Source organism: Dysosmobacter sp. Sow4_B12 (assembly GCF_052116665.1).
Taxonomy (GTDB): Bacteria; Bacillota; Clostridia; order Oscillospirales; family Oscillospiraceae; genus Oscillibacter.
Genome location: NZ_JBQKKR010000006.1, coordinates 73778 through 99705, shown reverse-complemented (window position 1 = coordinate 99705; position 25928 = coordinate 73778). Strand labels below are relative to the sequence as shown.

The following is a 25928-nucleotide window of genomic DNA, read 5'->3' as shown; positions in this document are numbered from 1 at the left end:
GGAGAGAACCCTTCCATCACCAAATACTTTCTTGCAAATATGCGGAGTCTTGTAAGCGGAATCTGCAACAATGGTCTCTACTTCGGGGAATGCCTTCGTTACCTTGTCATAGGCTTTTTGATTCACAATGCTGTTACTGTCGCCCTGTGATTCATCGTCACGGGACAGGCGGCAATACAGCGCGGTAATTTTGTCAGACTGCTTCATAGTAGATTCCTCCATCATCTGAGGACAGTCTGCCAAGACAAGGTTGCTGTTGGTCACGATCACACACTCCCTTCGGAGTCGATCAGCTTCACCGCCTTTTCGGGAAGGGTGTGCGTTCCGTCAAAACTGGCAGTAAAGCGGTAGATGGTGTTTCCTTCTTTCAGGCGCACCGTGATCTGCGGTAACTCCTGCCAGAGAGGAACGGGGGCACTGCGGCTGCCGTTCGATTCCACTTGGACGTTACGTTTCTTGTTATCCATTTGCACCTTCCTTTTCATTCAGATTTCCGAGCAGCGCCGCATGAATCTCCCGGAGCAAAGTGCGTGATATGACCTATTGCTATTCAGTATATCACGACAATTTCCGGGATTCCATTGGGCAATGTACCGGGATTCACAGGAGAATTACAGGCAGTTCGCCGGGTCGCACAGCCGTCCGTGCCTGTCAAGAAATCGGCTTCGCCTCGCTGCGCGTCCTTGACAGGCTCGTTCGCCTGTGCAAATCGGTAATCAAGGCGGCGATGCCGCCATTTGCCAATGAAAATCAACTGCGTTCCAAGACTTTTTTAATCTTTCAGCCTAATTATAACAAGAACAAACGTTCGAGTCAATGCGATTCTTAGGGGAAGAGCAAGCACAGCAAGTGTAGCTACACTTGCGAAAAATGGCGTGGGTTGACCGGGATTTCCTTGCAGTGCAGCAAGCAAATCCGGTGAGTACCCACACCGAAAAAACAGGGCGTTCCGGCTGACTGCCGAAACGCCCTGTTTTCATTTTTGGGATAGTCCCAAGCCCTTATGTTTGTGAAAAATTGCGAAAGCTCACCAGCTATACTCTGATAACTGGAATGTGTAGGATTCGCCGGGAGTAATGTCATAGATCACAACAGAGTCATCCTTGAATTTATCTCCGGCGCTCAGAGAAGATAGGTATATATTGCCGGAGTCTACCAGATAACCCGCACTGTCATACAGCTTATAACTAATCATATCATACCCGGAATCACTGCTCCCGCTCTTCTTTTCTCCGGTAATCGTAATGGTCAGATGCGGGGAATAGTCTTTGTCAAACTTAAATTCGGCTCCTTGAATTTGGATCACGGATGCCGTACTCCCCATGAAGTCCTTCACCTTCAGATCCAGCGGAAATGAATCAAACGTCACTTGAACATCTTCAATAGGCAGGCAATACAGAGCATCGCAGTTTACTTCGTCAAACTGAACTGCGTTTTCCTTGTACACGGTGAAATAAACCTTCCCGCTTGCGGACGTTCCGGCTTTGATCTCAGAGGCAGGGATTCTCACATTGGCAAGATACTGCTCTCCGGCAGCTTGGCTGGAATAATAACTGAAATCATCAGGAGAAACGGACTTTGTACCAGTATAGACCTCTTCATCCGCATCATTTACGATTCGAATATCAACATCGACATCGGCTGACAGGGACTTATCATTTTTATCAGCCAAGCCAAAGAAAAGGCTGTAATCACTTGTCCCTTCGTTATACTGGAAAGACCAGCTTTTCAGTGTTTCAACACGGGATGCTGACGATCCGCACCCACTTAACAACAATGCAATTACAAGTCCCCACATAAGAAAGCATCGTTTCATTTCTGCGTCTCCTTATCTGTCTGTGCCTTTATTGCACGGAACATTTCTTGTTTGAGCAAACGCTTTTTCTTTGGATCCATTGTGCAGTAATTGCGATTGCACCGCTCACTTAGAAAGCAAGTCTCGCAGATAAGCTGTTCAACTTCCTGCATAATCAGTTCATCATCACTGGGAAGCTCGTAGGCTTCGATCTTTTGGATGCCTGTCGGGTTACGCAGTCCGTAGTCAATCAGTTTTCCATTTCCGGTTTTTACATAGCGGTAGACCTCGGCGCAGAACGAAACACTGTCACCAACGGCGCACTCTTCAAAGCCGGATTTCTCCATCCAGACGTGATCCTCTTTTCCGTCAAACATTGTCCCATCGGTGTACATTCCACTAATGAAGATCCGCTTGAAGCAAATATGTTTTGGCTTAACCTTCTCAATCTGTCCTTTGAAATGAGACATAACCGCATTGAAAAAGCAGTCAGAAAAGTACGGACGGTGTTTCTTACCCAACGACGCGAATTGAACGTCGAGATAATCATTGTAGGAAAATTTCTCCGCTCCAACAACATTACGCTGGGACGCTGGGTCAAAAAGAATGATCCCGCCTTCGTCTAATACACGATCCTTTTCTCCATAGTAGAGTGCCAAAAGCGATTTTTTATCTGGATACTTGGCAATCAGAGCAGCGGCTTTTTTGAGCCGATCCTGCCGCTTTTGCCTTTCGCAGCGTTCGCACTCATGCTGCTCCGCAAGAATGCGATCCTCTATGTGTCTGCTTTCGGCTTTTGTCAGCAACGGCGATAAATGGTCAACGCAATCGTAATCCCCATTTTTCATGCGTGTTTTGAAGCGGGCAAGAACTTCTTTAAGTTCCTCAGTGGTCAGATACCTTGCCTTGCTAATAGAACAGCTATGGTAACACCCCGTGTTTATGTTGCCATGCCCATCGCCGTACATAATGGCGGTATTCCATGGGCAAAAATAATGTTCTTTCTGGACGAGTCTTCCTCGCTTCAAGCCCTCCTCAAATTCCGGAAAGACCGCTGGATTGCCACAGCCTTCGTGATCCTCCACCCAAAATCCGGAAGGACCCTTGTCCGCGTGGCGGATCATCACATTGATTGCGTCGACTGTGGCCTTTTTCATTTGCTTGTTATTCATAACCCAAACCTCCGTTAATAAGTGCCGCCAGACAGCGACCTGACATGTTAACGTGGTCTTTTAGAGCTTTTATGGAAATTATAGCATGTTTCCTTGTACTTGTCTATCCTACTTACTTGGCCGGACAAGCAAAAACAGCTTTCAAATATTCAGAGGTTTTTATCTCTGTAAATGATGTGCTGCTTATGGAAAGGGATTCCACTGTTCATTGGATGGTAAATAGCTAATTGTAACCATGCAATAGCGAACGGAACGGTGAGCGCAGTACACGGATTGCAGAAGCGCGGAATGAGGAACAAAATTATCGTTTCAGCACACTTCTTTCCTATCCTCACAAGGATTGGTTTAAGTGAGGGATTTCTGACTACTTTTCTGAAAGATGACATCTCAGAAGTACCCTTATGAAACAGGTTGGAAATCGGCATTTAACTGACGTATGAGCTGTACTTGTGCAAGGGCATGGACGCATCATTGCCCCTGATTTTTGCGTTGCTCACAGGGAAGCTAATTCCGGATTATCGGCCTTAAATCGTACAAAATCCATCCTATCCATCTACCATCAACAAAGGCAACTGCAAAAGCAAAGGGGCATGTTCCTTAATGACACATACCCCTTTTGTCAGCAACCCTTGTCCGGCAACTGCCATAGTATTTGTTTCTCAAAACCTGTTTTATGGACAGCTACCTCATGGGCAGCTTTTTTCAATGGCCGAGGATATAACGCTCCAGCTGCTCCGCAGTGTCCGCCAGCAGTTCCGCCCCGGCGTCCACCAGCACCTGCCGGTCCCGGAATCCCCAGGTGACGCCGCAGGCGGTGAGGCCGGCGTTGTGGGCGGTGTCCATATCCGTGTCGCTGTCCCCCACAAACAGCGTCTCTGCCGGGACGGCTCCCAGCGCCTCCAGCACCTGGCGCACGCCGGTGGGGTCCGGCTTCACCGGAACACCCGGCAGCTTGCCCCGCACCAGGTCGAAGGTGTCCGGAAAGTAGTGGCGGATGATGACCTGGCTGAACTCGTCGGCCTTGTTGGAATACACGGCCATCCGCACGCCGGCGGCCTTCAGCCGTGCCAGCATGGCCGGAATACCGGGATAGGGTTCCGTCTTGTCCATGTTGTGGGCGGCGTAATACTCGGAAAACTGCGCCAGGGTGTTGGCCGCCATCAGCGGACTGCGGAAGCCCTCCGGCGAGAACCGGCGCACCAGGTTGGGGATGCCGTGGCCCACCATCTGCCGGAACTCCGCCACGGAATGTTCCGGCCAGCCGTTCCGGCGGCAGACGTGGTTGCCCGCGGCAGCCAGGTCCTCAATGGTGTTCAAAAGCGTTCCGTCCAAATCAAAAATGACCGTCTGATACATTAAAGATCACCTCGCAGATCGTGTTGAAAACAGCTCCATTGTACCAAGTTCCCATAGGTATCTCAAGAGGCGGAAACACCGAAAGCCGCGGCTTCCGGCCGCGGCTTTTTGTGGTTTCCTTGTCACAGGGTGCACTCCACGGGGCCACCCAAAGTCAGAAGAACGCTTTTTGCAAAGCCCGCCGCCTTTGCCAGAGCGGCGGACTGGCCGTAGCCGTACACCACCGTGTCCGCGCTGTGGGCGTCGGAGGTGAGAATGATCCGTCCGCCCATGCGCCGCCACTCCCGCAGCAGGAACAGCGCCGGATAGGGCGCGGTCCGGTAGCCCCGGGACACGCCGCCGGTATTGATCTCCAGCAGCGTGGCGGCGGGGTCCGCGGCGTGGAGGGCCTCCAGAGCCGCCGCCTTGTACCGGGGCGAGTCCTCGTCAAAAAAGCGGCTGCCGCCGTTGAGCTTGGTAATGAGGTCCAGGTGTCCCAAAATGGGAGGCTTTTTCTCCGCCACCCGGCACACCTCCCGGAAATAGCCCTCCGCCACCGCCAGGGCGTCACCGCCGAACAGCTCATCCCGGCAGGCGGTAAAGTGCTCCTCTCCCCAGTCGGCGGCGTAAAAGCGGCCGTTGCCCGCCTGGTAGTGAACGCTGCCGATCCAGTAGTCGAAGCCCTCCGGCGTCACGTCGGACTGGCTGTCCCACTCCAGGCCCAGCAGCACCTCCATACGGCCGGCGTATTCCGCCCGCAGCTCCAGCACCGCCCGGCGGTAGGCCGTCATGTCCCCGGGCAGGACGGCACCCTCATCCTGGGGGATGGGGGTATGGGAATGACAGGAGACGCCGTAGTACCGCACACCGGCGTCATACGCCGCGGCGGCCATCTCCGCCAGGGTGCTTTTCCCGTCGCAGAAGGTGGCGTGGGTGTGGACGGAGCAGGCGGTGGGCGTCAAGCTCATTGCATCCGCTCCTGCTTCACCTTGTGGTCCACCACGTGGCGCTTTTCCAGCTCCCGGGTGATGTCCTCCACGGTGATGCCCATCTGGACCATCAGCACCATGACGTGGTACGTCAAGTCCGCGATCTCATAAATGGTCTCCTCCTTGTCCTCCTTGCGGCCGCCGATGATGACCTCCGTGCACTCCTCGCCCACCTTTTTCAAAATCTTGTCCAGTCCCTTTTCAAAAAGGTAGGTGGTGTAGCTGCCCTCCTTGGGGCTGGTCTTGCGGCCCTCAATGAGGTGGTACAGCCCCTCGTAGCTGAACCGTTTCAGCTCGTCAGAGAGATATACCTCGTTAAAAAAGCAGCTCTCCGCGCCGGTGTGGCAGGCGGGGCCGTCCTTCACCACCTCCACCACCAGGGCGTCACCGTCGCAGTCGGCGGTGATGGACACCACGTGCTGCACGTTGCCGGAGGTCTCCCCCTTGCGCCACAGCTCCTGGCGGCTGCGGCTCCAAAAGCAGGTGCGCCGCTCGTCGATGGTGATGGCCAGGCTCTCCGCGTTCATGTAAGCCAGGGTCAATACCTCCTTGGTGTAGTGGTCCTGGACAATGGCGGGGATGAGGCCCCGCTCGTCAAATTTCAGCTCCATTGGTCGTTTGCTCCCCTCTTACAGGCGCATTTCCACGCCCTGGGCGCGGAGATAGCGCTTTAATTCCTTGATGTCCACCTGCTTGGTGTGGAAAATGGAGGCCGCCAGCCCCGCGTCGATGCCCGGATGGGTGAACAGCCGGGCAAAATGCTCCATGTTCCCGGCGCCGCCGCTGGCAATAATGGGCACGCTGACCCGGGAGGCCAGGGCGTCCAGCATCTCCAGGTCAAAGCCCGCCTTGACGCCGTCGGTGTCGATGGAGTTCAGCACGATCTCGCCGGCGCCTGCCGCCACGCCTTTGACGGCCCACTCCATAGCGTCGATGCCGGTATCCTCCCGGCCGCCTTTGGCGAACAGGCGGAACTGCCCGTCCACCCGCTTGACGTCCATGCTGAGGACCACGCACTGGTCGCCGTACTTCTTGGCCGCCGCGCCGATGATGCTGGGGTCCGCGATGGCGCCGGAGTTGACGGACACCTTGTCGGCGCCGCACTTGAGCACCCGGTCAAAGTCGTCCAGGGTGCGGATGCCGCCGCCCACCGTCAGGGGAATGAAGATCTCGCTGGCCACCCGGCGGAGGATGTCGGTGAACAGGTTCCGCCCCTCCACGGAGGCGGTGATGTCGTAAAACACCAGCTCGTCGGCGCCGGATTCGTTATAAAAGCGGGCCATGTCCACCGGGTCCGCCATGTCCCGCAGGCCCTCGAAATTGGTGCCCTTGACCACCCGCCCGTCCTTCACGTCCAGGCAGGGGATGATGCGCTTGGCTAACATGCGCCCACCTCCTCAATGACAGTTTTCAAATCCAGCCGCCCGGTGTACAATGCCTTACCCAGAATGGCGGCCCGGGTGCCCATGGCCTGCAGCTCCTTCAGCTCCTCCAGGGAGCTGACACCGCCGGAGGCGGTAACGGCCAGGCCCTCGATCTTCGCAAGCTCCCGGTACACGGCCAGATTCGTGCCCTTCTCGGCGCCGTCCCGGCTGATGTCCGTGTAGATGACGGTGCCCACGCCGGCGTCACGGAGGCGGCGGCAGAAGTCCACGCTCTTTTCACGGGACAGCTCCTTCCAGCCGTTGACGGCCACATAGCCGTCCCTTGCGTCCACGCCCACGGCGATTTTATCCCCGTGGGTCTGGGCCATACGGGCGGTGAAGGCAAAGTCCTTCACCGCGATGGTGCCCAGAATACAGCGGCCGACGCCCAAATCCAGATACTGCCGGATGCGCTCCTCGGTGCGGATGCCGCCGCCCACCTCGATATAGAGGCCGCCTTGCTTTGCGATGGCGGCGATGGATTCGAAATTCGCCAGGGTGCCGTCCCTGGCGCCGTCCAGGTCCACCACATGGAGGTATTTGGCCCCGGCGGCAATAAAGTCTCTCGCCACGGCGCAGGGGTCCTGGCCGTAGACGGTCATTTTGTCGTAATCTCCCTGGTACAGGCGGACCACCTGGCCGCCGGAGAGGTCGATGGCGGGAAATATCTGCATGGCGCCCCTCCTTTACAGCTCCGCGAATGCCTTGAGGAGCCGCAGTCCCGCGTCGCCGGATTTCTCCGGGTGGAACTGGGTGCCCCAGACGTTTCCGCAGCGCACCGCGCCCGTCACCACCACATTGCCGTACTGGGAGGTACCCAGGGTGCTGGCGGCACAGTTTTTGGCGTAAAAGCTGTGGACGTAATAGACGTGCTCCCCGTCCTTGAAGTACTTGAACAAAGGATCGTCCTTCACGATCCGCAGGCTGTTCCAGCCCATGTGGGGGACTTTCAGCGTCTTGTCCTCCAAGTCGCCCCGCAGGTCCACTACCTCCCCGGGCACCAGCCCCAGGCCGGGGTGCTCGCCGTACTCAAAGCCGCGGTCAAACAGCAGCTGCATCCCCAGGCAGATGCCAAGCAGGGGCTTACGCTCCGCCTCTTCCCGGATGACCGGCACCAGGCCCGTGTCGTCCAGCTTGGCCTTCGCGTCGCCGAAGGCGCCCACGCCGGGGAGGATGATGCGGTCCGCCGCCCGCAGGCGGGAGGCGTCCCGGGTGACCTCCGTCTCCAGGCCCAGGGCCTTGAGGGAGGAGGACAGGGAAAACAGGTTTCCCACGCCGTAATCTACAATTGCGATCATGGTATCAACTCACTTTACAGAGTACCCTTGGTACTCGGAATCTCGTCCAGGTGCTTTTCATCCGGAGCAACAGCCTCCTTCAGCGCCCGGCCCATGCCCTTGAACACTGCCTCCAGGATGTGGTGGGTATTCTCCCCCGTGATCTCCCGGATGTGGATGGAGCCGGGGCAGTTGCGGACGAAGCCCAGCCAGAACTCCTTGGCCAGTTCCGTGTCAAAGGTGCCCACCTTGGCGCTGGGCAGCTCCACGGCCCAGCCCAAATAATCCCGACCGGAGAGGTCCACGGCGCACAGCACCAGCGTCTCGTCCATGGGCAGCAGGAACTGGCCGTAGCGGGTGATGCCCCGCTTGTCCCCCAAAGTCTCGGTAAACGCCTTGCCCAGGCAGATGCCGATGTCCTCCACCGTGTGGTGGTCGTCCACCTGGGTGTCCCCCCGGCAGGTGATGTTTAAGTCAAAATCGCCGTGGCGGGCGAAGAGCGTCAGCATGTGGTCCATGAAGCCGCAGCCGGTGGCAATGTCGCTTTTTCCGGTGCCGTCCAGGTCCAGCGACAGCGTGATCTGCGTCTCCTTGGTGTCCCGTCGAATGGCGGTGGTACGCATAGGCAATCCTCCTTACAGTTCTTCCAGCAGGCGGGCGATCTCGTCCACCAGCGCCGTCATCTGCTCCAGGGATCCGATGGTGATGCGGACATAGTCCCGGATGCGGTCCGCGTCGAACCAGCGCACCAGGATGCCGTTTTCCTTCAGCTTCCGGTACAGCTCCCCGCCGGGGAGCTTGTCGGACTTGGCAAAGATAAAGTTGGCGGAAGAGGGCAGCACGGTAAATCCCAGCTCCTCCAGCTCCCGGACCGTCCACGCCCGGTTGTTCTGAACGGCGGCTGTGCAGGTTTGGAAATAGGGCTCGTCCTCCACGGCGGCGGCGCCGGCCACGATGGACAGGCGGTTGACATTGTAGGGGTTGAAGCTGTACTTCACCCGGTTCAGCGCGGAGATGAGGGCGGGGCTGCCCAGGGCGTAACCCCCCCGGCCGCCGGCCAGGGACCGGCTCTTGGACATGGTCTGCACCACCAGCAGGTTGTCATAGCGGTAGATCATGGGCACGCAGCTCTCGGCGCCGAAGTCCACATACGCCTCGTCCACGATGACCACCCGGTCCGGGTCCGCCTCCAGCAGCCGCTGGATATCCTCCCGGGGGACCGTCATGCCGGTGGGGGCGTTGGGGTTTGCGATGACGATGGTGCCGGGGAAATCCATGTAGTCATCCACATTCAAGGTGAAATCCTCCCGCAGGGGGATGACCTTGGCGTCCAGGCCGAACAGGGCCACCTGGGACTTGTAGAAGCCGTAGGTGATGTCGGCGTAGGCCAGGGGCTTGCCCTCGCCGCAGAAGGCCCGGAAAGCAAAGGCCAAGATCTCGTCGGAGCCGTTGCCGGTGAGAACGTTCTCCGGCTGCAGCTCATACCGCTTGGCAATGGCCTCCACCAGACGGGCGCAGGTGGGGTCGGAGTAGAGGTTCAGCTTCAAAAGCTCCGCCCGGGAGATGGCCTTGATCACCCTGGGAGAGGGCGGAAAGGGGCTTTCATTGGTGTTGAGCTTGATGTACTGCTGGTCTTGCGGCTGCTCGCCGGGCGTGTAAGGGGCCAGACGGCCGGCCTCCTTGGAAAGGAACTTGCTCATTGGGCGTTTCCTCCTTTTTCTGTTCGGATCAGTACGGACCGGGCGTGGGCCTCCAGGCCCTCCCGCCGGGCAAAATCGGCGATGCGCTCCGCCACAGGGGCCAGCGCCGATCGGTCATAGTAGAGAAAGCTGGACTTCTTCACGAAGTCATCCACGCTGAGGGGACTGGAGAACCGGGCGGTGCCGGATGTAGGCAGGGTGTGGTTGGGTCCCGCGAAATAGTCGCCCAGCGCCTCCGGAGCGCTGCGGCCCAGGAAAATGCTGCCGGCGTTTTTCACCAGGGGCAGCAGGGCGAAGGGGTCATCCACGCACAGCTCCAGGTGCTCCGGCGCGATGAGGTTCACCGCCTCCACCGCCTTTTCCAGGTCGCCGGTGACGATGATCTTGCCGTTGTCGTCCACAGCCCTGCGGGCGATCTCCTGCCGGGGAAGCAGCGCCAGCTGCCGCTCCACCTCCCCCTGGACGGCCTGGGCCAGCTCCCGGCTGTCCGTCACCAGCACGGGAGAGGCCAGCACATCGTGCTCCGCCTGGCTCAACAGGTCCGCCGCCACCCAGGTGGGGTCGGACTTGCCGTCCGCCACCACCAGGATCTCGCTGGGGCCGGCGATCATATCGATGGCCACCCGGCCGAACACCTTGCGCTTGGCGGTGGCCACGAAGATGCCGCCGGGGCCCACGATCTTATCCACCTTCGGCACGCTCTCCGTGCCGAAGGCCAGGGCGGCCACCGCCTGGGCGCCGCCGATCTTGAAAATCTTGTCGGCGCCGGCGATCTTCGCCGCCGCCAGAGCCTCGGCGCCGATAGCGCCGTTTTTATCCGGCGGCGTCACCACCACGATCTCCCGCACGCCCGCGATCTTGGCGGGGATGACGTTCATCAAAATGGTGGAGGGAAAGGCCGCCGGCGCGCTGGGCACGCAGATGCCCACCTTCTCGATGGGGGTGTACCGCTGGCCCATGACGATGCCGGGCCGGTCCGTCAGGACGAAGTTTTGGTGGACCTGCTGCTCATGGAAGCAGCGGATATTCTCCGCCGCCAACTCCAGCGTCTGGATGAAGTCCGGGTCCAGGGCGTTCCAGGCCCCGTCCAGCTCCGCCTGGCTGACCCGCAGGTCCTCCAGGTCCGCGCCGTCAAAGCGCTTCGTGTACCGCTTCAAGGCGGCGTCGCCCTCCCGGCGCACCGCCTCCAGCACCGCGTCCACGGCGGCGGACACGTTCTCCTCCGCCTGGATGTCCCGGTTCAAAATCTGCTCCGGTGCCAGGTCGTCAAAGTTCAGAATGGGGATCACTGCTCCGTCACCTCCCGCAGCTTGCCAAGGAGGGTGTCGATCTCCCGGCGCTTGAACTGGTAGCTGGCCCGGTTGGCAATGAACCGGGCGGAAATGGGCATGAACTCCGTCAGCACCTTCAGATTGTTCTCCCGCAGGGTGGTGCCCGTTTCCACAATGTCCACGATCACATCGGAAAGGCCCAGGATAGGTGCCAGCTCGATGGAGCCGTTCAGCTTGATGATGTCGATGTCCCGGCCCTGGGCGGCGTAATAGCGCTTGGCGATGTTCACGAACTTCGTGGCCACCCGCAGCGACCGGCCAGGGTCGTCGGCAAAGTCCTTGGGACCCGCCACGCACATGCGGCACCGGCCCAGGCCCGTGTCCAGCAGCTCATAGACATCCGCGCCGGACTCCGCCAAAATATCCTTGCCCACAATGCCGATGTCCGCCGCGCCGTGCTCCACGTAAATGGCCACGTCGCTGGGCTTCACCAGGAAGTAGCGGATGCCGGCGGTGGGATTTTCCACCACCAGCTTGCGGGTGTCGTTGTAGTTTTCCGGACAGCCGTAGCCCACACCGGCCAGCAGGTCGTAGACCTTGTCGCCCAGGCGTCCCTTGGGCAGGGCCACGTTCAGCATGCCCCGACCGTCCCCGGCCTCCTCCTGGTCTGTCAGACGGTCCAGCTCATCCAGGTACAGCGCAAAGCCGATAGCCCGGGCGCCGGGGCGGAACTGGGCGGCCAGGGGGTCATACCGTCCGCCCTTCAGCACCGCCCGGGGAAGGCCCGCCAGATACCCCTGGAACACCAGGCCGTTATAATAGTCCATGTCGTTCACCAGGGACAGGTCCAGCTTAAGGTTTTCCGTCTGTTCCCGGGCCGCCAGGGTCCCGCAGAGGGTCCGCAGCTCCGTCAAGGCAGCGCCCATGGGGGCGTTGAGGGCCAGAGGCTCCGCCGCGGAGAGCACCGCCTCCCAGCCGCCGGAGAGCTGCCCCAGCCGGCCCAGTGCGTCCGCCCCCTGGCGGGAGAGGCCCGCCTCGGCGGCGCATTTTTGCAGCTCGTGGAGGTTCTTGTCCCGGATGCAGGTCAGCAGCCGGGGACGGATGGCCTCCGGCGCCCCCACGGCGTCCAGCAGCCCGGTGACAAAGCCCATGTGGCTCAGCTCCACCACAAAGTCCCGGCCCGTCAGCGCCAGGCTCCGCAGCGCCAGGGACACCGCCTGGGCTGTCACGGCGTCGTCCACCGCGCCGATGCACTCCAGGCCCATCTGGCTGATCTCCTGGAAGGTGTGGCTCTCCTGGCTGGGACGGTAGACGTTTTCCGCGTAATAGTACCTCCCGCAGCTCCCCGCCTCCACCTGGGCGTTTTTGGCGATGGACAGCGTCACGTCCGGCTTCAGCGCCAGCAGGCGGCCGTCCAGGTCCGTAAAGGTGATGACCTGCTCCGAGGAGAGAAAGCGGCGGTTCTCCTGGTACAGGCCGTATTCCTCAAACCGGCCCATGTGGTACTTGCAAAAGCCCTCCTGCTCGTACAGCAGCCGCAGCTGCAGGGAAAGCCGCTCCTGGGGCTTTAAGATATTCAGATCCAGTTCCATGGGACATGTCCTCCTCGCGGGCTCAAGGGCCCTTCTCTTTTCACGGGGATTATTTTACTTCATTTTATTACCGAAGTAAAGTGATAATTCGGTAGCAGGTGAAATTCTGTCATTTGCACAAAGTCCAGCCATCGGAAAAAGCCGGATACAGGGATTTTACACCCCGCATCCGGCTTTTGCAATCACTGTTCTTCCAAAGCGATGGTAAAGGTGAAGGCGCAGAAGTTCTCCTCGCCCTCCTCCGGCAGCAGCAGCCCCAGGGAATCCGAGTAGCGGAAGCCCCGCTGCTGGACGTCCAGTGTCAGCACTGTGCCGCCCTGGCGGAGGGTAAAGCCCTCCAGAGGCGCGGATTCCACCTGCTCCAGCAGTTCCCTGCGGGCAGTGGTCCGGAGGGGCGCGTCCTTTTGGGCCCAAGTGAAGGCCATGACCGCCACCTCCATCTGGTCGGTGGGAAGCGTCAGCCAATTCTCCGTGTTCTCCTGTTCCGCCGAAAGGGTCACAGCCGTCAGACGGCCGTTTTCCACCGTATAGGCAAAGGGCAGGTTTTTCGGTCCCCAGCCGCCAATGGCGATATAAGCGGTCCCGTTAAACGGAAGATCTTCCCAGCGGCCATTTTCGTCCAGACACTGGCCGGAAAACGCCATGCCCAAATACTCCGCCTGGCGGTTGAAATTTTCCGCGAACTCCGCCACCGTCAGCTCCCCCCGGTTGGGCGGCAGCTGGGACCAGGCGTTGACCGTCTCCGCCGCCGTGACCGTCAGCGCCGCCGCCAGCAGATACGCTGCCAGGTTCTTCCAGCTAACAGGCTTTTCGATATAGGCGATGTCCGTGTCCCAGGGCTGGGGCTCCCCCTCCCCGCAGCGCTTGGCGCTCTGGTAGTAGCGCACCAGGTTGAAAATCGGAATGCCCAGGCCCAGGCCGTACCACAGCAGCATTAGATGCCGGGTAAAGGCCTCCGAATACGTCAGCTTCCGTCCGCCGGAAGCTTCCAGCCGCAGTCCCATGAGAGCCTTGCCGGGGGTGGTGCCCAGCAGGTGCAGCGCCAGTGGCTCCACGAGCAACAGCAGCCCCTCCGCCATGAGCGCGATGGCCGTGGTGTGGGATACCGGATTCGTCCCCAGCAGCCCCATGGCGCACAGAACCAGCATCCGCATGCCGAAAGTGTCAAAGAGGCGGGCAAACAGGCGGCGGGGGATGCTGGTGCACACCGGCAGGGCGTCCTCCTCCGGCAGGGACGGCGCATGGGGCGCTTTCCACCAGACCTCGCCCTCCGTCGGCGGCAGAGCCGGGGCGTCCAACGCCTCCAGATACGCGCCGGTATCCAGGTCGGCAAAGGTGGCCCCCTCCGCCCGCAGCCGGCCGCAGACCTCCCCCACCCGGTCCAGCGCCGCCTGCTCTGTACCCACTTCCGCAAGGCGCCGGTCCAGCACGGCGGTGAGCTCCAGCCGTCCGGCGGTCAGGTCCTTCAATTCCTCAATGGTCACGCCCAACCGCCGCAGCAGCTTGATCTTCTCCAGGGCGGCCAGGTCCGCCTCGCTGTAATCCCGGTAGCCGTTTTTCGCCCGGTCCGGACACAGCAGCCCCTCCGCCTCGTAATAGCGGATGTTGGCCCGGGGCACGCCGGAGCGCGCCTCCATCTCCTTACTGGTCAAAAGACCACCTCCTTTTCCCTCAGCGTACACTGTCAAGTAACTTGAAGGTCAAGTGTTTTTCTTATTTATCGTACTACACACCGCCGTTTTCCGCAAGATAGCGGAGACGTTTCCCGCAAGATAGCGGCGCCTCTGGACTTTCCGCCGCCGGTCTGGTACAATAAAATTACTTTCACCGCCCGGCCGCCAGCTTGGGGACAGGGCCATCAAGGAGGACGACGCTATGTACACACTATCTGAAAACTGCCCCCGGGCGGATGCCTGCGTTCGAAACGGCAACGGGCTCATCCACATCAAGCACCTGACCGACAAGGAGGGCCTGTACGGCCACGGCCGCATGTTCGCCCACATCACTGTGGACCCCGGCTGCTCCATCGGCTACCATGACCACCAGCACGAGACGGAGTTTTACTACATCCTCAAGGGCGAGGCCGTGTTCCAGGATGACGACAAGGAGGTCCTCCTCCACGCCGGCGACATCGGCGCCACCGGCTACGGCCACTCCCACGGCCTCATCAACCGTACGGAAGAGCCGGTGGAGTTGATTGCCCTCATCGTCATGGAGTAAACAGCAACAAACCTGCCCCATCAAAAAAGAGCGGCTTTGCGCCGCTCTTTTTTTCTGCCTGTGAAAGTTTTTCCCCTTCTTGCTCGTATCCCTTATGAGCGCGCGCCAAAGGAGTTGATCCCATGGACCTAAACCAGCGGGCGGAGCATCTGGCCGAGACCTACGCCGACGCCATTCTCCGCCTGAGCTACACCTATTTAAAAAACACCCACGACGCCCAGGACGTCTGCCAGAGCGTATTCGTAAAACTGCTGACGGAGCCGAGGACCTTTGCATCGCCGGAGCACGAAAAGGCCTACATGCTGCGGATGGCCGCCAACGCCTGCAAGGACATTTTGAAAAGCCCCTGGCGGCGGCGCACCTGCGGCCTGGAGGCCTGCGCCCAGGTGCCGGCGCCGGAGGCGGCGGACGGCAGCCTGCTGGCGGCGGTGGACCGGCTGCCGCCCCACTACCGCGCCGTCATCTACCTCTATTATTATGAGGGCTACCAGGCGGCGGAGATCGGGCGCATCCTGGGCGTACCCACCGCCACCGTCCACACCCGGCTGGCCCGGGGACGGGCGAAGCTGAAAGACTTGTTGGAAGGAGACGACTATGAACGCTCTGTTTGAGTACCGGAATACCATGGACGCCCTGCGCTTCACGCCGGAGCAGAAAGCCGCTCTGGCGGAAAGGGCGGCGGAAAGGGCCGGCGGGAAAACCCGCCGCCATCCCCTGTGGCGGACCGCCCTTATTGCCGCCTGCCTCGCCGCCGCCTTGGCGGTGGGCGCCGGGGCCAGCGGCATACTGAAATCCGCCGTGGAGGTCCTTGCCCCCATTTTCGGAGGCTCCGCCGCCCAGACGGAGGTCATCGATAAGATCGGCCACCCCATCGGCGCCGGAGACACGGACAACGGCGTCACCATCACCGCCGATGCCATCATCGGCGACCAATACAACGCCGCCATCGTCTACACCATCCGCCGGGACGACGGCACAGCCCTGCTGCCGGAAGGCACTGACCCCCGCTCCCTGCTGATGGGCGGCTTCGGCGGCGCCAGCCTGGACATCCGCGGCGGCAGCCACGGTAGCGCCCGGTTCGTGGCGGACGAAGCCGACAGCAGCGCCGTCCAGTTGGTGCAGACCCTCAGTGCCGACCACTCCATCACCGGCAGCACCGCCACGGCGGAATTTGAGGACCTGTGCGTCTGGGACGAGGCGCAGGAGACGCCCATCCCCGTGGTGGAGGGACACTGGAAGTTCCGCTTCGACGTGGATTACGAGGACGCCTCCGTCACCCTGGGCGGCGGGGAGACCTTCACCCAAAACGGCATGACCTTCACCGTGGACGCCGTCACCGTCTCCCCCGTGGCCGTCAAGGTGGACTACACCGTGGACAGCGAGGTCCGCTGGTCCGACGCCCCCAGCGGCCGACTGCCTGCCGAGGACAGCCGCCAGATGGAGCGGTATTTTGAAAACGTGGAGATCCTGCTGACCAAAACCGACGGCACGGTCATCGACCTGTCCTCCTCCGGCGGCAGCTTGAATCCGGAAAACGGCGTCACCGTCTGCGACAAGGGGGAGGTCTTTGACGAGATCCTGCCTCTGGAGGATCTGGAAAGCATCTGCGTGGGCGGCATCGCCTATCCCATCTCCGGCAAATAAGGGCGCAAAAACGCATCGGGTTGATCGGACCCGATGCGTTTTCTTCCAGGCCTGCCGTTCCCGGTCGGCAAGGTGCTGTCTCGTGGGCTTCCACAGGGTTCCCAGTCCCCGCGGCCCTTCCACGCTTGTATCTTATGCCCTGGACAGTTAGTTGTCAATTCAAACTGTTGCATTTGGCAACGATTTGTGCAATCTGTCAAAAATGTCCTTGCGGAATTGACGGTTGTCCGTTTTGCCTGCTATGATACAAGCATCAAACAAGCAGGGAGGCACGTCCATGGACCCCACCAGACGCAGGATACGAAAAATCGACAAGGACGCCCAGCGCTTCGTGGCCCAGGCACTGGGCAACACGAATCTGAGCCTTTCCGACTACGATATGATCCACACTGTCAACCGCCGCCCGGGCATCACCCAGGAGGAGCTGCGGAAAAAGTACTGTCTGGACAAGAGCACCATTGCCCGCCGGGCCGCCAAGCTGGAAAGGGAGGGCTATATCGAGCGCCGCTCCCACCCGGAGGACGGCCGCCGGAAGCAGCTGTTCATCACGGAGAAGGGCAAGGTCCTGCGCAACGCCAAGGTGGAGGCGGAATCCTTCTTCTTTGAATGGCTGACGGCGGACTTGACGCCCCAAGAGCTGGCGCAGCTGTGTCCCCTGCTGGACCGCATCCAGCTGCGCAGCCGGGATGAGCGGCGCCAGCAGTTCCAGCACCTGCTGGAGGTCTATGCCCAATCCCACGGCGGCTCCTCCAATCCATGAAATCGAAAAGAGGACGGGACAGCCCGTCCTCTTTTTGATTTACGCGTTTTCAAACAGCGCCGCCAGGCTCTCGGTAAAGGGCGGGTAGCAGATGCCCTTCTCCGTCACGATGGCGGTGATGAGCGCATGGTCCGTCACGTCGAAGGCGGGATTGTAGCACTTTACCTCCGGCAGGGCCATGGGCTTTTCGTACCACAGGTTCTTGATCTCCTCACCGTCCCGCAGCTCGATGGGGATGTGCTCCCCGTCGGGACAGGCCATGTCCACGGTGGAGGTGGGGCCCAGCACGTAAACAGGGATGCCGTAGTGCTTCGCCAGGATGGCCACGCCGCTGGTGCCGATCTTGTTGGCGGTGTCGCCGTTGGCGGCCACCCGGTCACAGCCCACGAAGCAGGCCTGGACCCAGCCGTTTTTCATGACGATGGAGGCCATGTTGTCGCAGATGAGGGTCACATCCACACCGCCCTTTTGCAGCTCGTAGCTGGTGAGGCGGGCGCCCTGAAGCAAAGGCCGGGTCTCGTCGGCAAATACCCGCAGCTTCATGCCCCTCTCCGCCGCCAGCAGGAAGGGCCCCTGGGCGGTGCCGTAGCGGGAGGTGGCCAGCGGGCCGGCGTTGCAGTGGGTCAGCACGCCGTCTCCTTCTTTCAAAAGGCTGAGGCCGAACTCGGAAATGGCCTTGCACTTGGCGATGTCGTCCTCGTGGATCTCCACCGCCTGTTCGTACAGGGCCTCCAGCACCGCCTCCCGTCCCTCCTGCCGGTGGGCCCCGGCGGTCTCCAGTTGAACGTTCAGCGCCCAACTGAGGTTCACCGCCGTGGGACGGGAGCTGTTGAGATACGCGCTGTACGTCCGCAGCCGCTCCATAAAGCCGTCCATGTCCGGGGCGTCGATGGTCCGGGCCAGGGCATACAGGCAGTAGGCGGCACAGATGCCGATGGCCGGGGCGCCCCGGACCCGCAGCGATCGGATGGCATCGTACATCTGCTCCGCCGTCTCCAGGCGGATCTCCTTTTCCTCGGTGGGCAGCAGGGTCTGGTCGACGATGTAAAGGGCCTCCGCCGCCTTGTCATACCGGATGTTCTGCAGGGGTCTTTCCATGGACGCCTCCCCTCACACCCGGACGATGTAGCCGTCCTTCCGGGGCTTCGGCGCGGGCACAGGTCCCTCCGCGTAGCCCAGGATGCAGTTGCCCACGCCCCGCAGTGTCTCCGGCAGGCCCCACTTTTTCAGCAGTGCCTTGCCCTCCGGCATGTCGAACAGCTCCCTTGCCCGGTTGATCCAGCAGGAGCCCACCCCCAGTGCCCAGGCGGCGGTCATGAGGTTGCCCAGCACCAAGGAGCCGTCCGGCACCCAGTTGGGATTCTCTCCGTCCGCCAGGACCACCACCACGGTAGGCGCCCCGTAGAAGGGGTCCGTCCCGGGCTTGCCCTGGATCTCGGCGTTCAGCTTGGACATGTAAGCGATGGTCTCCGGGTCCTGCACCACCACCATGACAGCCGGCTGCAGCCCCTTGCCGGAGGCCGCCCAGGTGCCGGATTCCAAAATGGCGTCCAGTTCCTCGTCCTTGATCTGCTCCGCCTTGTATTTGCGGATGCTGCGGCGCTCCTTCAGCACCTTCAAAGTCTCGTTCATGACGATTCCCCTTTCTTGGTACGATGATGATAGAGCCATTGTACCACGTTTGCCGGGATAGTCCAAAGAATATTTGGCCGCGGGGAAAATTTTAGGCAGATTGGGGCTGGTATTTTCCCCATCTTTTTGGTATGATTTTAAAAATACCGTTCCGGGAGGCGCAAACCGGAAAAAACACACTGCCGCCAGCCGGCTCATCCCCACCAGTAAGGAGTGATCCCCATGCCCCGTCCCCTCTCCGCCCGCACCGCCAGCTTCACCGATTCCGTGATCCGGCGCATGACCCGGGTATCTTTGCAGTATGGCGCCGTGAACCTGTCCCAGGGGTTCCCGGACTTTGACCCGCCCCAGGCTATTTTGGACCGTCTGGCCCAGGTGGCTCACCAGGGTCCTCACCAGTACGCCATCACCTGGGGCGCCCAGAACTTCCGGGAGGCCCTGGCAAAGAAGCAGAGCCGTTACATGGGCCTGCCCATCGACCCGGACCGGGAGATCGTGGCCACCTGCGGCTCCACGGAGGCCATGATGTGCGCCATGATGACCGTGGCGGACCCCGGAGACAAGGTCATCGTTTTTTCCCCCTTCTATGAAAATTACGGCGCCGACACCATTCTCTCCGGCGCGGAACCCATCTACGTGCCGCTGAATCCCCCCGACTTCTCCTTTGACCCGGAGGTGCTGGAGGACGCCTTCCGCCAGCGGCCCAAGGCCCTGGTGCTGTGCAACCCCTCCAATCCCTCCGGCAAGGTGTTCACCCGCGCGGAGCTGGAGGTCATCGCCGCCCTGGCGGAGAAATACGACGCCTACGTCATTACCGACGAGGTGTACGAGCACATCGTCTACGCCCCCCATCAGCACACCTATTTCGCCTCCCTGCCGGGCATGTGGCAGCGGACCATCTCCTGCTCCTCCCTGTCCAAGACGTATTCCATCACCGGCTGGCGGCTGGGGTACATCATCGCCCCGGAATCCATCATTGACCGGGCCAAAAAGGTCCACGACTTCCTGACGGTGGGCTGCGCCGCCCCGCTGATGGAGGCGGTGATGCCGGCTCTGGAGTTCGGCCAGGACTACTATGACGGGCTTCTTGCCAAGTACACCCACAAAAGGGACCTGTTCCTCCGGGGGCTGGACACCCTCGGCATCGCCCACACGGACCCCCAGGGCGCCTACTACGTGCTGCTGGACATCGGCGAATACGGCTACGGCAGCGACTTGACGTTCTGCGAGGACCTGGCGGCCAGGGTGGGCGTGGGCGCCGTGCCCGGCTCCAGTTTCTTCCGGGAGCCGGTGAACCACCTCATCCGCATGCACTTCGCCAAAAACGACGATACGCTGTACGAGGCCCTGAACCGGCTGGAGGCCATGCCCAGCTTGAAAAAGTAAAAAACAGGAGGCGGTACCGCCTCCTGTTTTTTCTGTTACGCCTCTTCCATGTAGGGACCGCAGTCATAGCTGTTGTACTGCTTTTTCAGCTTGACCACCAGGGAACCGTCGGACTGCTCCAGCTCCTCCAGGACGCGGAATTCCGTGCGGTTGCGCCGCATCTGGTTCTGGTAATGCTCATACTCCGCCCGGACAGCCCGGACGGCGGCCTCATGGGGCAGGTCCTCCTTGATGAGGAAGTGTGCCGTCTGCTCCAGGCAGGCGGCCATGATTCGTTTCATATGGGTCCTCCTCCTTTTTCGGATACCTGTATTTTACCGCGGCGTTTCTTTCATTTTCAAACGAAAAGTTTTTGGTTTCCTAATTTTTGTGACGTTTTGCAAGATATGAGGCCATAAAAACCGTCATTTTTCTCACGGTCCGCCGGGCTATCGACATCCGGCGCCGGGTCTGGTATACTGGGAGCATCAAAGCAAAGGGGAACCTCTATGGAACGAGATTTTTTGCCCATCTCCCGGGCGGATATGGCCCGCCGGGGCTGGGACCAGTGTGATTTTGTCTATGTCATCGGCGACGCCTACGTGGACCATTCCACCTTCGGCCACGCCATCATCTCCCGGGTGCTGGAGGACGCCGGCTACAAGGTGGGCATCATCTCCCAGCCGGACTGGAAAGACCCCGCCAGCATCCTGGCGCTGGGGGAGCCGCGTCTGGCCTTTTTGGTGATGGGCGGCAATATGGACTCCATGGTGAACCACTACTCCGTGTCCAAAAAGCACCGCCGGACCGACGCCTTTACCCCCGGCGGCGTCACCGGCAAGCGGCCGGACCACGCCGCGGTGGTATACTGCAACCTCATTCGCCGCAGCTTCCCCCACAAGCCCATCATCGTGGGCGGCATTGAGGCCAGCCTCCGCCGTCTGGCCCACTATGACTACTGGTCCGACAGCTTGAAGCGCTCTCTGCTGCTGGACGCCCAGGCGGACCTGCTTCTGTACGGCATGGGAGAGCGCAGCATCGTGGAGGTGGCCGAGGCCCTGGACAGCGGCCTTTCCGTGGCTGACATCACCTATGTCCGTGGCTCTGTGTACAAGACCCGCTCTCTGGAAAGCGTGTATGACGCCTTGACCCTCCCCTCCTGGGAGGCACTGAACGAAAGCCGCCGCACCTACGCCGAGAGCTTTTACACCCAGTACTGCAACACGGACCCCTTCGTGGCCAAGCGGCTGGTGGAGCCCTATGAAAAAGAGGGGTGCTATGTGGTGCAGAATCCGCCCCAGGAGCCCTTGACCACGGCGGAGATGGACCACGTGTACGCCCTGCCCTACATGCGGACATATCACCCCTCCTATGAAAAGCTGGGCGGTGTTCCCGCTATTGAAGAGGTGAAATTCAGCCTCACCTCCAACCGGGGCTGCTTTGGCGGATGCAGCTTCTGCGCCTTGACCTTCCACCAGGGCCGCATCGTCCAGACCCGCAGCCACGAGGCCATTGTCGAAGAGGCCAGGCTGCTGACCAAGGACCCGGACTTCAAGGGCTATATCCACGACGTGGGCGGCCCCACCGCCAACTTCCGCCACCCCAGCTGCCAAAAGCAGCTGACGAAGGGCGTGTGCCCCAACCGCCAGTGCCTGTTTCCCACCCCATGCAAAAACCTAACTGTGGACCACCGGGACTACCTGGAGCTGCTGCGCAAGCTCCGGGCGCTGCCGGGGGTGAAGAAGGTGTTCATCCGCAGCGGCATCCGCTTTGACTACCTGCTCTGCGACAAGGACGGCACCTTCCTGCGGGAGCTGGTGGAGCACCATGTCTCCGGCCAGCTGAAGGTGGCCCCGGAGCACATTGCGGACCCGGTACTGCGGATGATGGGCAAGCCCTCCAACGACGTGTACCAGCGGTTTCTCGCCAAATACCAGCACCTCAACGAAAAGCTGGGGAAAAAGCAGTTCGTGGTGCCCTACCTCATGAGCAGCCACCCGGGCTCCACACTGAAGGAGGCCATCGCCCTGGCGGAATATATCCGGGACCTGGGCTATATGCCCGAGCAGGTCCAGGATTTCTACCCCACGCCCTCCACCATCTCCACCGTCATGTACTACACCGGGCTGGACCCCAGGACCATGCAGCCGGTGTATGTGCCCACCAGTCCCCATGAAAAGGCCATGCAGCGGGCGCTCATCCAGTACCGGGACCCGAAAAACTACCGCCTGGTGCGGGAGGCCCTGGAGGCCGCCGGCCGCCAGGACCTCATCGGCTACGGGAAGGAGTGTCTCATCCACCCCACCGCCGGACAGCGTCCGCCGCAAGACGGCAGGCCCGTCCAGAGGGACACCGCTGGCCGCCCCAAAAGCTCCCAGCACGCAAAAGCCGGGGCGCCTGCCAAGCGGCAAAAGCCTGCCGCCCGCCCCGCCGGCTGGGCCAAGCCCGCGCCCAAAAAGAACAAGCCCGCCCGCAGGGGCCGGACATGAACCGGACAGCGCCTCCGCATTTCCGCGGAGGCGTTTCTTTTCGCTTTTCATCATACCCACCCTTTCCGGCGCATAGGCTGAACCAACAAGAGGCGGGGAGTGTTGTGCTTTGAAGGGTAACATGGAGGACCGGGCGGAACGCCTGGCTCTGTACATCATAGAAAACCGGACCACAGTCCGCGCCGCCGCGCAGAAATTCGGCATCAGCAAATCCACCGTACACAAAGACATCTCCGAGCGGCTGCCGCAGTTCAACCGGGCGCTGTACCTGCAGGTGAAGGAGGTGCTGGAGGTCAACAAGGCCCAGCGGCACATCCGGGGCGGCATCGCCACCCGAAAAAAATACCGCGGCACCTAAGCGGTGCCACATCGCTTCAAACACTCGGATCGGAGGTATGGATATGGCAAACCATCCCCAGGGGCGGGGCCGGGAAGCGTGGACGGAGCCAGCCGGCGCAGCGGACCCGCCGCCCGTCCCACAGGAGCCTCCCGTGCGCCGGTGGCCTCATCCCGTGAACGGCATGGAGCCGGCCAGGGCGGCGGACCCCATGCTGCATTACATCCGCTGCGCCCTCTCCTACCAAAACCAGCAGCTGGCGGACATCAAGGCCCTGCTTCAGCAGCTGGTGGTGGACCGGGAGGACGAACCCGGAAAATAACACGCGGCGCACGATTTTCCTCTTGTGTTTTTCCGGAAGCCGTCATATAATGTTGTAAGTGTTATGTAAATCTACCAAAGACAACTACCGCGGCTCCGCCGCGTTTGTAAGGAGCAATCACACTATGGCAAAAAAACACCGCCGCCGGCGCAGCTGGAGCCGGACCGTCCTCCTGCTGGTGTTCGCGGCGGCCGCCGTGTACGCCGGCGCCCACTGCCTGTTCCGGGCGCCGGAGCTTCTGGCGGAGGCCCATTTGGAGAATGCTTCCGCCGGCGCTTCCCTCCCGGCGGATACCTTGCCGGAGGATGACGCCTCCGCGGCGGCCCTGGCCGCCCATACGGCCCGCAAACGTGATTTTTACACCATTTTAGTCTCCGGCGTGGATGACGGCAACGGCGGCAGCGACACCAACATTCTGGTGGCGGTGGACGCGGAGAACGGCACCATCCACGGCGTCAGCATTCCCCGGGACACCAAGGCCGTTATCAACGGCGGCACCCACAAGATCAACTACGCCTACAACCACGGCGGCACCCGCCTGCTGGCGGACACGGTGGCGGACCAGCTGGGCATTCCCGTGGACTTCACCGTGACCGTGGACCTGGACGGCTTCGTGGCCCTGGTGGACGCCATTGGCGGCGTGGATTTTTACATTCCCGTGAACATGGATTATGACGACCCCGTCCAGGGCCTGTCCATCCACTATCAAAAGGGCACCCGCCACCTCACCGGCCAGCAGGCCATGGAGGTGGTCCGCTTCCGCCACAACACCGACACCAGCGTGGTGGCCTACGGCAATGAGGACATCGGCCGCATGAACACCCAGCAGGAGTTTTTGAAGGCCGTGGCCAAACAGACCTTGAAGCTGTCCAATGTGGACAAGGTGGGCTCCTTCTCCAAAATTTTTCAGCAGTACGTGGAGACGGATCTGACCCTGGGGAATCTCGCGTGGCTGGGCAAGGAGGCCATCTCCATAGGCGCTGAAAACATCTCTTTTTCCACTCTGCCCGGCGAGTGGAAGTCCCCGTACATCTACCTGGACCGGGAGGCCGTTTTGGCCCTGGTCAACGAGTCCTTGAACCCTTACGTGGAGGACCGGGTCATGGAGGACCTAAACATCCCCGGCTGACCCCTCCGCTCCCGCACAAAGGAGGTACACTTTGATGAAACGCCGTGTTTCCGCCCTGGCGCTGGCCCTGTGCCTCATGCTGACGGCGCCGGTCATGGCCGCCGAGGGCCAACCCACCCGCGTCAAGACCTACGACGGGCAGTTTTCCGACCTGGACGCCGGCTCCGTGTTTTATGAAAATGCGGCGGCGCTGTATGAATACGGCCTTTCCGTGGGCAAGGCCGACGGCACCTTCGGTCCAAAGGACGCCGTGACCGTGGGGCAGCTGCTCATATTCACCGGCCGGGTCCGCAGCCTGTGGCTCACCGGCGACCCCGAGCGCGGCGCCGACGCCTTCCGGAGCGAGGGCCAGCGGGCCTGGGAGCCGTATCTTCTCTACCTCCAGGCGGAGGGCGCTTTGGGCACGGAATTGGACGGGCTGTACGACTCCGCCGCCACCCGGGCCCAGGTGGCCCACGTGCTGGCCGCGGCGGCGCCGGCGGACAGCCTGCCTCTGATCAACGATGACGTGGTGACCCAGGGCTATGCCGCCCGGCTCTATATCCCCGATGTGACGGAATACACGCCCTATTACCAGGACATTCTCTTCCTCTACCGGACCGGCATCTCCCAGGGCAGCGGCGCCGGCGGCGCGTTCCATCCCCAGGAGCCCATCACCCGGGGTGCCCTGGCGGCCATGCTGACCCGTATGGTGGACCCCGCCCTCCGCGTCACCCTCAGCTGGACCGTGGAGCCGGAGTTCCCCTCCGCCGCCGGCACCACCTTGCGCAGTCTCATTCCCGCCGGCACTTATATTGCCGCCCCCACCACGGCGGAGGAGATGGACCAGTCCATCCGGTACATGCTCGCCGGCGGGCAGAACACCCTGTCCCTGCGCTACGATTCTCTAACCCCTGTCACGGCCCGGCAGGCCATGGAGCAGGCTCTGGCCACCGTCAAGACCTACTGTGAACAGTGCTACAACACTGTCTCCTGCACCTACGGCGCCGACGGCACTCTGCGCCTCACCTTCTCCGCCGCCAATACCGGCGGCAGCCTCCCCGCCTACCGGGACGAGACCATGGCCGCCGCCATCGCCGTCCACGACCAGCTGTGGGAGGACGGGCTCCTGCGCTCTGATATGACCCAGCGGGAAAAGGCCCGGGTGTACTACACCTGGATCTGCGACAACTGCGTGTATGACTACGGCGCCTCGGACAGCTCCCTGAGCCACATTGCGTACAGCCTCTTCACCCGGGGCACCGCCGTGTGCGACGGCTACACCGGCGCCTACAATCTGCTTTTAAAGCTGGAGGGCATCCAGTGCACCGCCCTGTCCAACGATGAGCACATCTGGACGGTGGCCGTGCTGGACGGCACCCAGGTCCACATCGACACCACCTGGGCCGACAGCGGCAGCGTCATCGACTACACGTATTTCGCCATGACCCCCAGCCAGTCCTGGAACCAGCACCCCTGGTAAATACAAAAATCTC

Annotated in this window: 27 protein-coding genes and 1 pseudogene; 10 read left to right on the top strand and 18 right to left on the bottom strand. The window is 61.2% G+C overall.

Annotation, left to right across the window (positions count from 1 at the left end; all coding sequences use genetic code 11):
- The 15 genes and pseudogenes from ACTQ4R_RS08040 to ACTQ4R_RS07970 form a co-directional block, all read right to left on the bottom strand.
- Positions 1–207 (bottom strand): annotated as a pseudogene (locus tag ACTQ4R_RS08040) (hypothetical protein); the annotation flags it as partial.
- A 59-nt stretch (positions 208–266) separates the two neighbouring features.
- Positions 267–467, bottom strand: coding sequence for a hypothetical protein (locus ACTQ4R_RS08035; RefSeq protein WP_441627531.1), 201 nt, complete (start codon positions 465–467; stop codon positions 267–269).
- 560 nt (positions 468–1027) lie between these two features.
- Complete coding sequence (locus tag ACTQ4R_RS08030) at positions 1028–1816, bottom strand: hypothetical protein (RefSeq protein WP_441627529.1); 789 nt, start codon at positions 1814–1816, stop codon at positions 1028–1030.
- Positions 1813–2967, bottom strand: a complete 1155-nt coding sequence (locus ACTQ4R_RS08025) for a hypothetical protein (RefSeq protein ID WP_441627527.1) — start codon at positions 2965–2967, stop codon at positions 1813–1815. The genes ACTQ4R_RS08030 and ACTQ4R_RS08025 overlap by 4 nt, the downstream gene beginning before the upstream one ends.
- A gap of 702 nt (positions 2968–3669) precedes the next feature.
- Positions 3670–4323, bottom strand: coding sequence for an HAD family hydrolase (locus ACTQ4R_RS08020; protein WP_441627525.1), 654 nt, complete (start codon positions 4321–4323; stop codon positions 3670–3672).
- Between the two features lie 122 nt (positions 4324–4445).
- On the bottom strand, positions 4446–5270 hold the full coding sequence (locus ACTQ4R_RS08015; RefSeq protein ID WP_441627523.1) for a PHP domain-containing protein: 825 nt from the start codon (positions 5268–5270) through the stop codon (positions 4446–4448).
- On the bottom strand, positions 5267–5902 hold the full coding sequence (gene hisIE / locus ACTQ4R_RS08010; protein WP_441627521.1) for a bifunctional phosphoribosyl-AMP cyclohydrolase/phosphoribosyl-ATP diphosphatase HisIE: 636 nt from the start codon (positions 5900–5902) through the stop codon (positions 5267–5269). The genes ACTQ4R_RS08015 and hisIE overlap by 4 nt, the downstream gene beginning before the upstream one ends.
- Positions 5903–5920: 18 nt before the next feature.
- Entirely contained in the window at positions 5921–6676 is a 756-nt protein-coding gene (gene hisF / locus ACTQ4R_RS08005) for an imidazole glycerol phosphate synthase subunit HisF (protein ID WP_441627519.1), read from the bottom strand.
- The gene (hisA, locus tag ACTQ4R_RS08000) at positions 6670–7389 is read right to left on the bottom strand and encodes a 1-(5-phosphoribosyl)-5-[(5-phosphoribosylamino)methylideneamino]imidazole-4-carboxamide isomerase (RefSeq protein ID WP_441627517.1); all 720 of its coding nucleotides are present in this window, start codon (positions 7387–7389) and stop codon (positions 6670–6672) included. Before hisA ends, hisF begins: the two co-directional genes overlap by 7 nt.
- Positions 7390–7401: 12 nt before the next feature.
- Entirely contained in the window at positions 7402–8013 is a 612-nt protein-coding gene (hisH, locus tag ACTQ4R_RS07995) for an imidazole glycerol phosphate synthase subunit HisH (protein WP_441627515.1), read from the bottom strand.
- Between the two features lie 14 nt (positions 8014–8027).
- The gene (gene hisB, locus ACTQ4R_RS07990; RefSeq protein ID WP_441627513.1) at positions 8028–8615 is read right to left on the bottom strand and encodes an imidazoleglycerol-phosphate dehydratase HisB; all 588 of its coding nucleotides are present in this window, start codon (positions 8613–8615) and stop codon (positions 8028–8030) included.
- 12 nt (positions 8616–8627) lie between these two features.
- Positions 8628–9692 (bottom strand): histidinol-phosphate transaminase, encoded by a 1065-nt coding sequence (gene hisC, locus ACTQ4R_RS07985; protein ID WP_441627511.1) that lies wholly within the window; start codon positions 9690–9692, stop codon positions 8628–8630.
- Positions 9689–10981: a histidinol dehydrogenase gene (hisD, locus tag ACTQ4R_RS07980; RefSeq protein WP_441627509.1), complete on the bottom strand. Its 1293-nt coding sequence runs from the start codon at positions 10979–10981 to the stop codon at positions 9689–9691. The genes hisC and hisD overlap by 4 nt, the downstream gene beginning before the upstream one ends.
- Positions 10978–12555: an ATP phosphoribosyltransferase gene (gene hisG / locus ACTQ4R_RS07975; protein ID WP_441627507.1), complete on the bottom strand. Its 1578-nt coding sequence runs from the start codon at positions 12553–12555 to the stop codon at positions 10978–10980. The genes hisD and hisG overlap by 4 nt, the downstream gene beginning before the upstream one ends.
- A 182-nt stretch (positions 12556–12737) precedes the next feature.
- Complete coding sequence (locus ACTQ4R_RS07970; protein WP_441627506.1) at positions 12738–14207, bottom strand: MerR family transcriptional regulator; 1470 nt, start codon at positions 14205–14207, stop codon at positions 12738–12740.
- A 223-nt stretch (positions 14208–14430) separates the two neighbouring features.
- On the opposite strand from ACTQ4R_RS07970, the gene ACTQ4R_RS07965 reads away from it, so the two are divergent.
- The 4 genes from ACTQ4R_RS07965 to ACTQ4R_RS07950 all read left to right on the top strand — a co-directional run bounded on the left by ACTQ4R_RS07965 (position 14431) and on the right by ACTQ4R_RS07950 (position 17179).
- On the top strand, positions 14431–14775 hold the full coding sequence (locus ACTQ4R_RS07965) for a cupin domain-containing protein (protein WP_441627504.1): 345 nt from the start codon (positions 14431–14433) through the stop codon (positions 14773–14775).
- 122 nt (positions 14776–14897) lie between these two features.
- Positions 14898–15386 carry an RNA polymerase sigma factor gene (locus ACTQ4R_RS07960; protein WP_441627502.1) on the top strand — a complete coding sequence of 163 codons (489 nt, stop codon included), beginning with the start codon at positions 14898–14900 and terminating at the stop codon, positions 15384–15386.
- Positions 15370–16419 (top strand): DUF4179 domain-containing protein, encoded by a 1050-nt coding sequence (locus ACTQ4R_RS07955; RefSeq protein WP_441627500.1) that lies wholly within the window; start codon positions 15370–15372, stop codon positions 16417–16419. Before ACTQ4R_RS07960 ends, ACTQ4R_RS07955 begins: the two co-directional genes overlap by 17 nt.
- 277 nt (positions 16420–16696) lie before the next feature.
- Positions 16697–17179 (top strand): MarR family winged helix-turn-helix transcriptional regulator, encoded by a 483-nt coding sequence (locus ACTQ4R_RS07950; RefSeq protein WP_441627498.1) that lies wholly within the window; start codon positions 16697–16699, stop codon positions 17177–17179.
- 39 nt (positions 17180–17218) lie between these two features.
- Here the strand turns inward: ACTQ4R_RS07950 and mtnA are convergent, their stop codons facing one another.
- Together mtnA and ACTQ4R_RS07940 are read right to left on the bottom strand one after the other, a co-directional pair.
- Positions 17219–18277: an S-methyl-5-thioribose-1-phosphate isomerase gene (gene mtnA / locus ACTQ4R_RS07945; RefSeq protein ID WP_441627496.1), complete on the bottom strand. Its 1059-nt coding sequence runs from the start codon at positions 18275–18277 to the stop codon at positions 17219–17221.
- Between the two features lie 12 nt (positions 18278–18289).
- Complete coding sequence (locus tag ACTQ4R_RS07940; protein ID WP_441627494.1) at positions 18290–18811, bottom strand: nitroreductase family protein; 522 nt, start codon at positions 18809–18811, stop codon at positions 18290–18292.
- A 222-nt stretch (positions 18812–19033) separates the two neighbouring features.
- Here ACTQ4R_RS07940 and ACTQ4R_RS07935 point away from each other — a divergent pair, with 222 nt between their 5' ends.
- Positions 19034–20197, top strand: coding sequence for a pyridoxal phosphate-dependent aminotransferase (locus ACTQ4R_RS07935; RefSeq protein WP_441627492.1), 1164 nt, complete (start codon positions 19034–19036; stop codon positions 20195–20197).
- Positions 20198–20232: 35 nt separating this feature from the next.
- Here the strand turns inward: ACTQ4R_RS07935 and ACTQ4R_RS07930 are convergent, their stop codons facing one another.
- Positions 20233–20478 carry a hypothetical protein gene (locus tag ACTQ4R_RS07930; RefSeq protein WP_441627490.1) on the bottom strand — a complete coding sequence of 82 codons (246 nt, stop codon included), beginning with the start codon at positions 20476–20478 and terminating at the stop codon, positions 20233–20235.
- 207 nt (positions 20479–20685) lie between these two features.
- On the opposite strand from ACTQ4R_RS07930, the gene ACTQ4R_RS07925 reads away from it, so the two are divergent.
- The 5 genes from ACTQ4R_RS07925 (at position 20686) to ACTQ4R_RS07905 (ending at position 25915) form a co-directional block, all read left to right on the top strand.
- Positions 20686–22665: a YgiQ family radical SAM protein gene (locus ACTQ4R_RS07925; protein WP_441627488.1), complete on the top strand. Its 1980-nt coding sequence runs from the start codon at positions 20686–20688 to the stop codon at positions 22663–22665.
- A 109-nt stretch (positions 22666–22774) separates the two neighbouring features.
- A complete protein-coding gene (locus tag ACTQ4R_RS07920) occupies positions 22775–23023 on the top strand; it encodes a sporulation transcriptional regulator SpoIIID (protein ID WP_441627486.1) in 249 nt (82 codons plus the stop codon).
- Between the two features lie 43 nt (positions 23024–23066).
- Positions 23067–23324 carry a hypothetical protein gene (locus ACTQ4R_RS07915; RefSeq protein WP_441627485.1) on the top strand — a complete coding sequence of 86 codons (258 nt, stop codon included), beginning with the start codon at positions 23067–23069 and terminating at the stop codon, positions 23322–23324.
- Between the two features lie 124 nt (positions 23325–23448).
- Positions 23449–24453, top strand: a complete 1005-nt coding sequence (locus ACTQ4R_RS07910; RefSeq protein ID WP_441627483.1) for an LCP family protein — start codon at positions 23449–23451, stop codon at positions 24451–24453.
- A 34-nt stretch (positions 24454–24487) separates the two neighbouring features.
- Positions 24488–25915, top strand: coding sequence for an S-layer homology domain-containing protein (locus ACTQ4R_RS07905; RefSeq protein WP_441627481.1), 1428 nt, complete (start codon positions 24488–24490; stop codon positions 25913–25915).
- The last annotated feature ends 13 nt before the right edge of the window (positions 25916–25928 follow it).

Bases quoted from the DNA above. Each gene is read 5' to 3' on its own strand.
- ACTQ4R_RS08035 (WP_441627531.1), bottom strand. From the start codon at position 467: ATGGATAACAAGAAACGTAACGTCCAAGTGGAATCGAACGGCAGCCGC.
- ACTQ4R_RS08030 (WP_441627529.1), bottom strand. From the start codon at position 1,816: ATGAAACGATGCTTTCTTATGTGGGGACTTGTAATTGCATTGTTGTTA.
- ACTQ4R_RS08025 (WP_441627527.1), bottom strand. From the start codon at position 2,967: ATGAATAACAAGCAAATGAAAAAGGCCACAGTCGACGCAATCAATGTG.
- ACTQ4R_RS08020 (WP_441627525.1), bottom strand. From the start codon at position 4,323: ATGTATCAGACGGTCATTTTTGATTTGGACGGAACGCTTTTGAACACC.
- ACTQ4R_RS08015 (WP_441627523.1), bottom strand. From the start codon at position 5,270: ATGAGCTTGACGCCCACCGCCTGCTCCGTCCACACCCACGCCACCTTC.
- hisIE (WP_441627521.1), bottom strand. From the start codon at position 5,902: ATGGAGCTGAAATTTGACGAGCGGGGCCTCATCCCCGCCATTGTCCAG.
- hisF (WP_441627519.1), bottom strand. From the start codon at position 6,676: ATGTTAGCCAAGCGCATCATCCCCTGCCTGGACGTGAAGGACGGGCGG.
- hisA (WP_441627517.1), bottom strand. From the start codon at position 7,389: ATGCAGATATTTCCCGCCATCGACCTCTCCGGCGGCCAGGTGGTCCGC.
- hisH (WP_441627515.1), bottom strand. From the start codon at position 8,013: ATGATCGCAATTGTAGATTACGGCGTGGGAAACCTGTTTTCCCTGTCC.
- hisB (WP_441627513.1), bottom strand. From the start codon at position 8,615: ATGCGTACCACCGCCATTCGACGGGACACCAAGGAGACGCAGATCACG.
- hisC (WP_441627511.1), bottom strand. From the start codon at position 9,692: ATGAGCAAGTTCCTTTCCAAGGAGGCCGGCCGTCTGGCCCCTTACACG.
- hisG (WP_441627507.1), bottom strand. From the start codon at position 12,555: ATGGAACTGGATCTGAATATCTTAAAGCCCCAGGAGCGGCTTTCCCTG.
- ACTQ4R_RS07965 (WP_441627504.1), top strand. From the start codon at position 14,431: ATGTACACACTATCTGAAAACTGCCCCCGGGCGGATGCCTGCGTTCGA.
- ACTQ4R_RS07960 (WP_441627502.1), top strand. From the start codon at position 14,898: ATGGACCTAAACCAGCGGGCGGAGCATCTGGCCGAGACCTACGCCGAC.
- ACTQ4R_RS07955 (WP_441627500.1), top strand. From the start codon at position 15,370: ATGAACGCTCTGTTTGAGTACCGGAATACCATGGACGCCCTGCGCTTC.
- ACTQ4R_RS07950 (WP_441627498.1), top strand. From the start codon at position 16,697: ATGGACCCCACCAGACGCAGGATACGAAAAATCGACAAGGACGCCCAG.
- mtnA (WP_441627496.1), bottom strand. From the start codon at position 18,277: ATGGAAAGACCCCTGCAGAACATCCGGTATGACAAGGCGGCGGAGGCC.
- ACTQ4R_RS07940 (WP_441627494.1), bottom strand. From the start codon at position 18,811: ATGAACGAGACTTTGAAGGTGCTGAAGGAGCGCCGCAGCATCCGCAAA.
- ACTQ4R_RS07935 (WP_441627492.1), top strand. From the start codon at position 19,034: ATGCCCCGTCCCCTCTCCGCCCGCACCGCCAGCTTCACCGATTCCGTG.
- ACTQ4R_RS07930 (WP_441627490.1), bottom strand. From the start codon at position 20,478: ATGAAACGAATCATGGCCGCCTGCCTGGAGCAGACGGCACACTTCCTC.
- ACTQ4R_RS07925 (WP_441627488.1), top strand. From the start codon at position 20,686: ATGGAACGAGATTTTTTGCCCATCTCCCGGGCGGATATGGCCCGCCGG.
- ACTQ4R_RS07915 (WP_441627485.1), top strand. From the start codon at position 23,067: ATGGCAAACCATCCCCAGGGGCGGGGCCGGGAAGCGTGGACGGAGCCA.
- ACTQ4R_RS07910 (WP_441627483.1), top strand. From the start codon at position 23,449: ATGGCAAAAAAACACCGCCGCCGGCGCAGCTGGAGCCGGACCGTCCTC.
- ACTQ4R_RS07905 (WP_441627481.1), top strand. From the start codon at position 24,488: ATGAAACGCCGTGTTTCCGCCCTGGCGCTGGCCCTGTGCCTCATGCTG.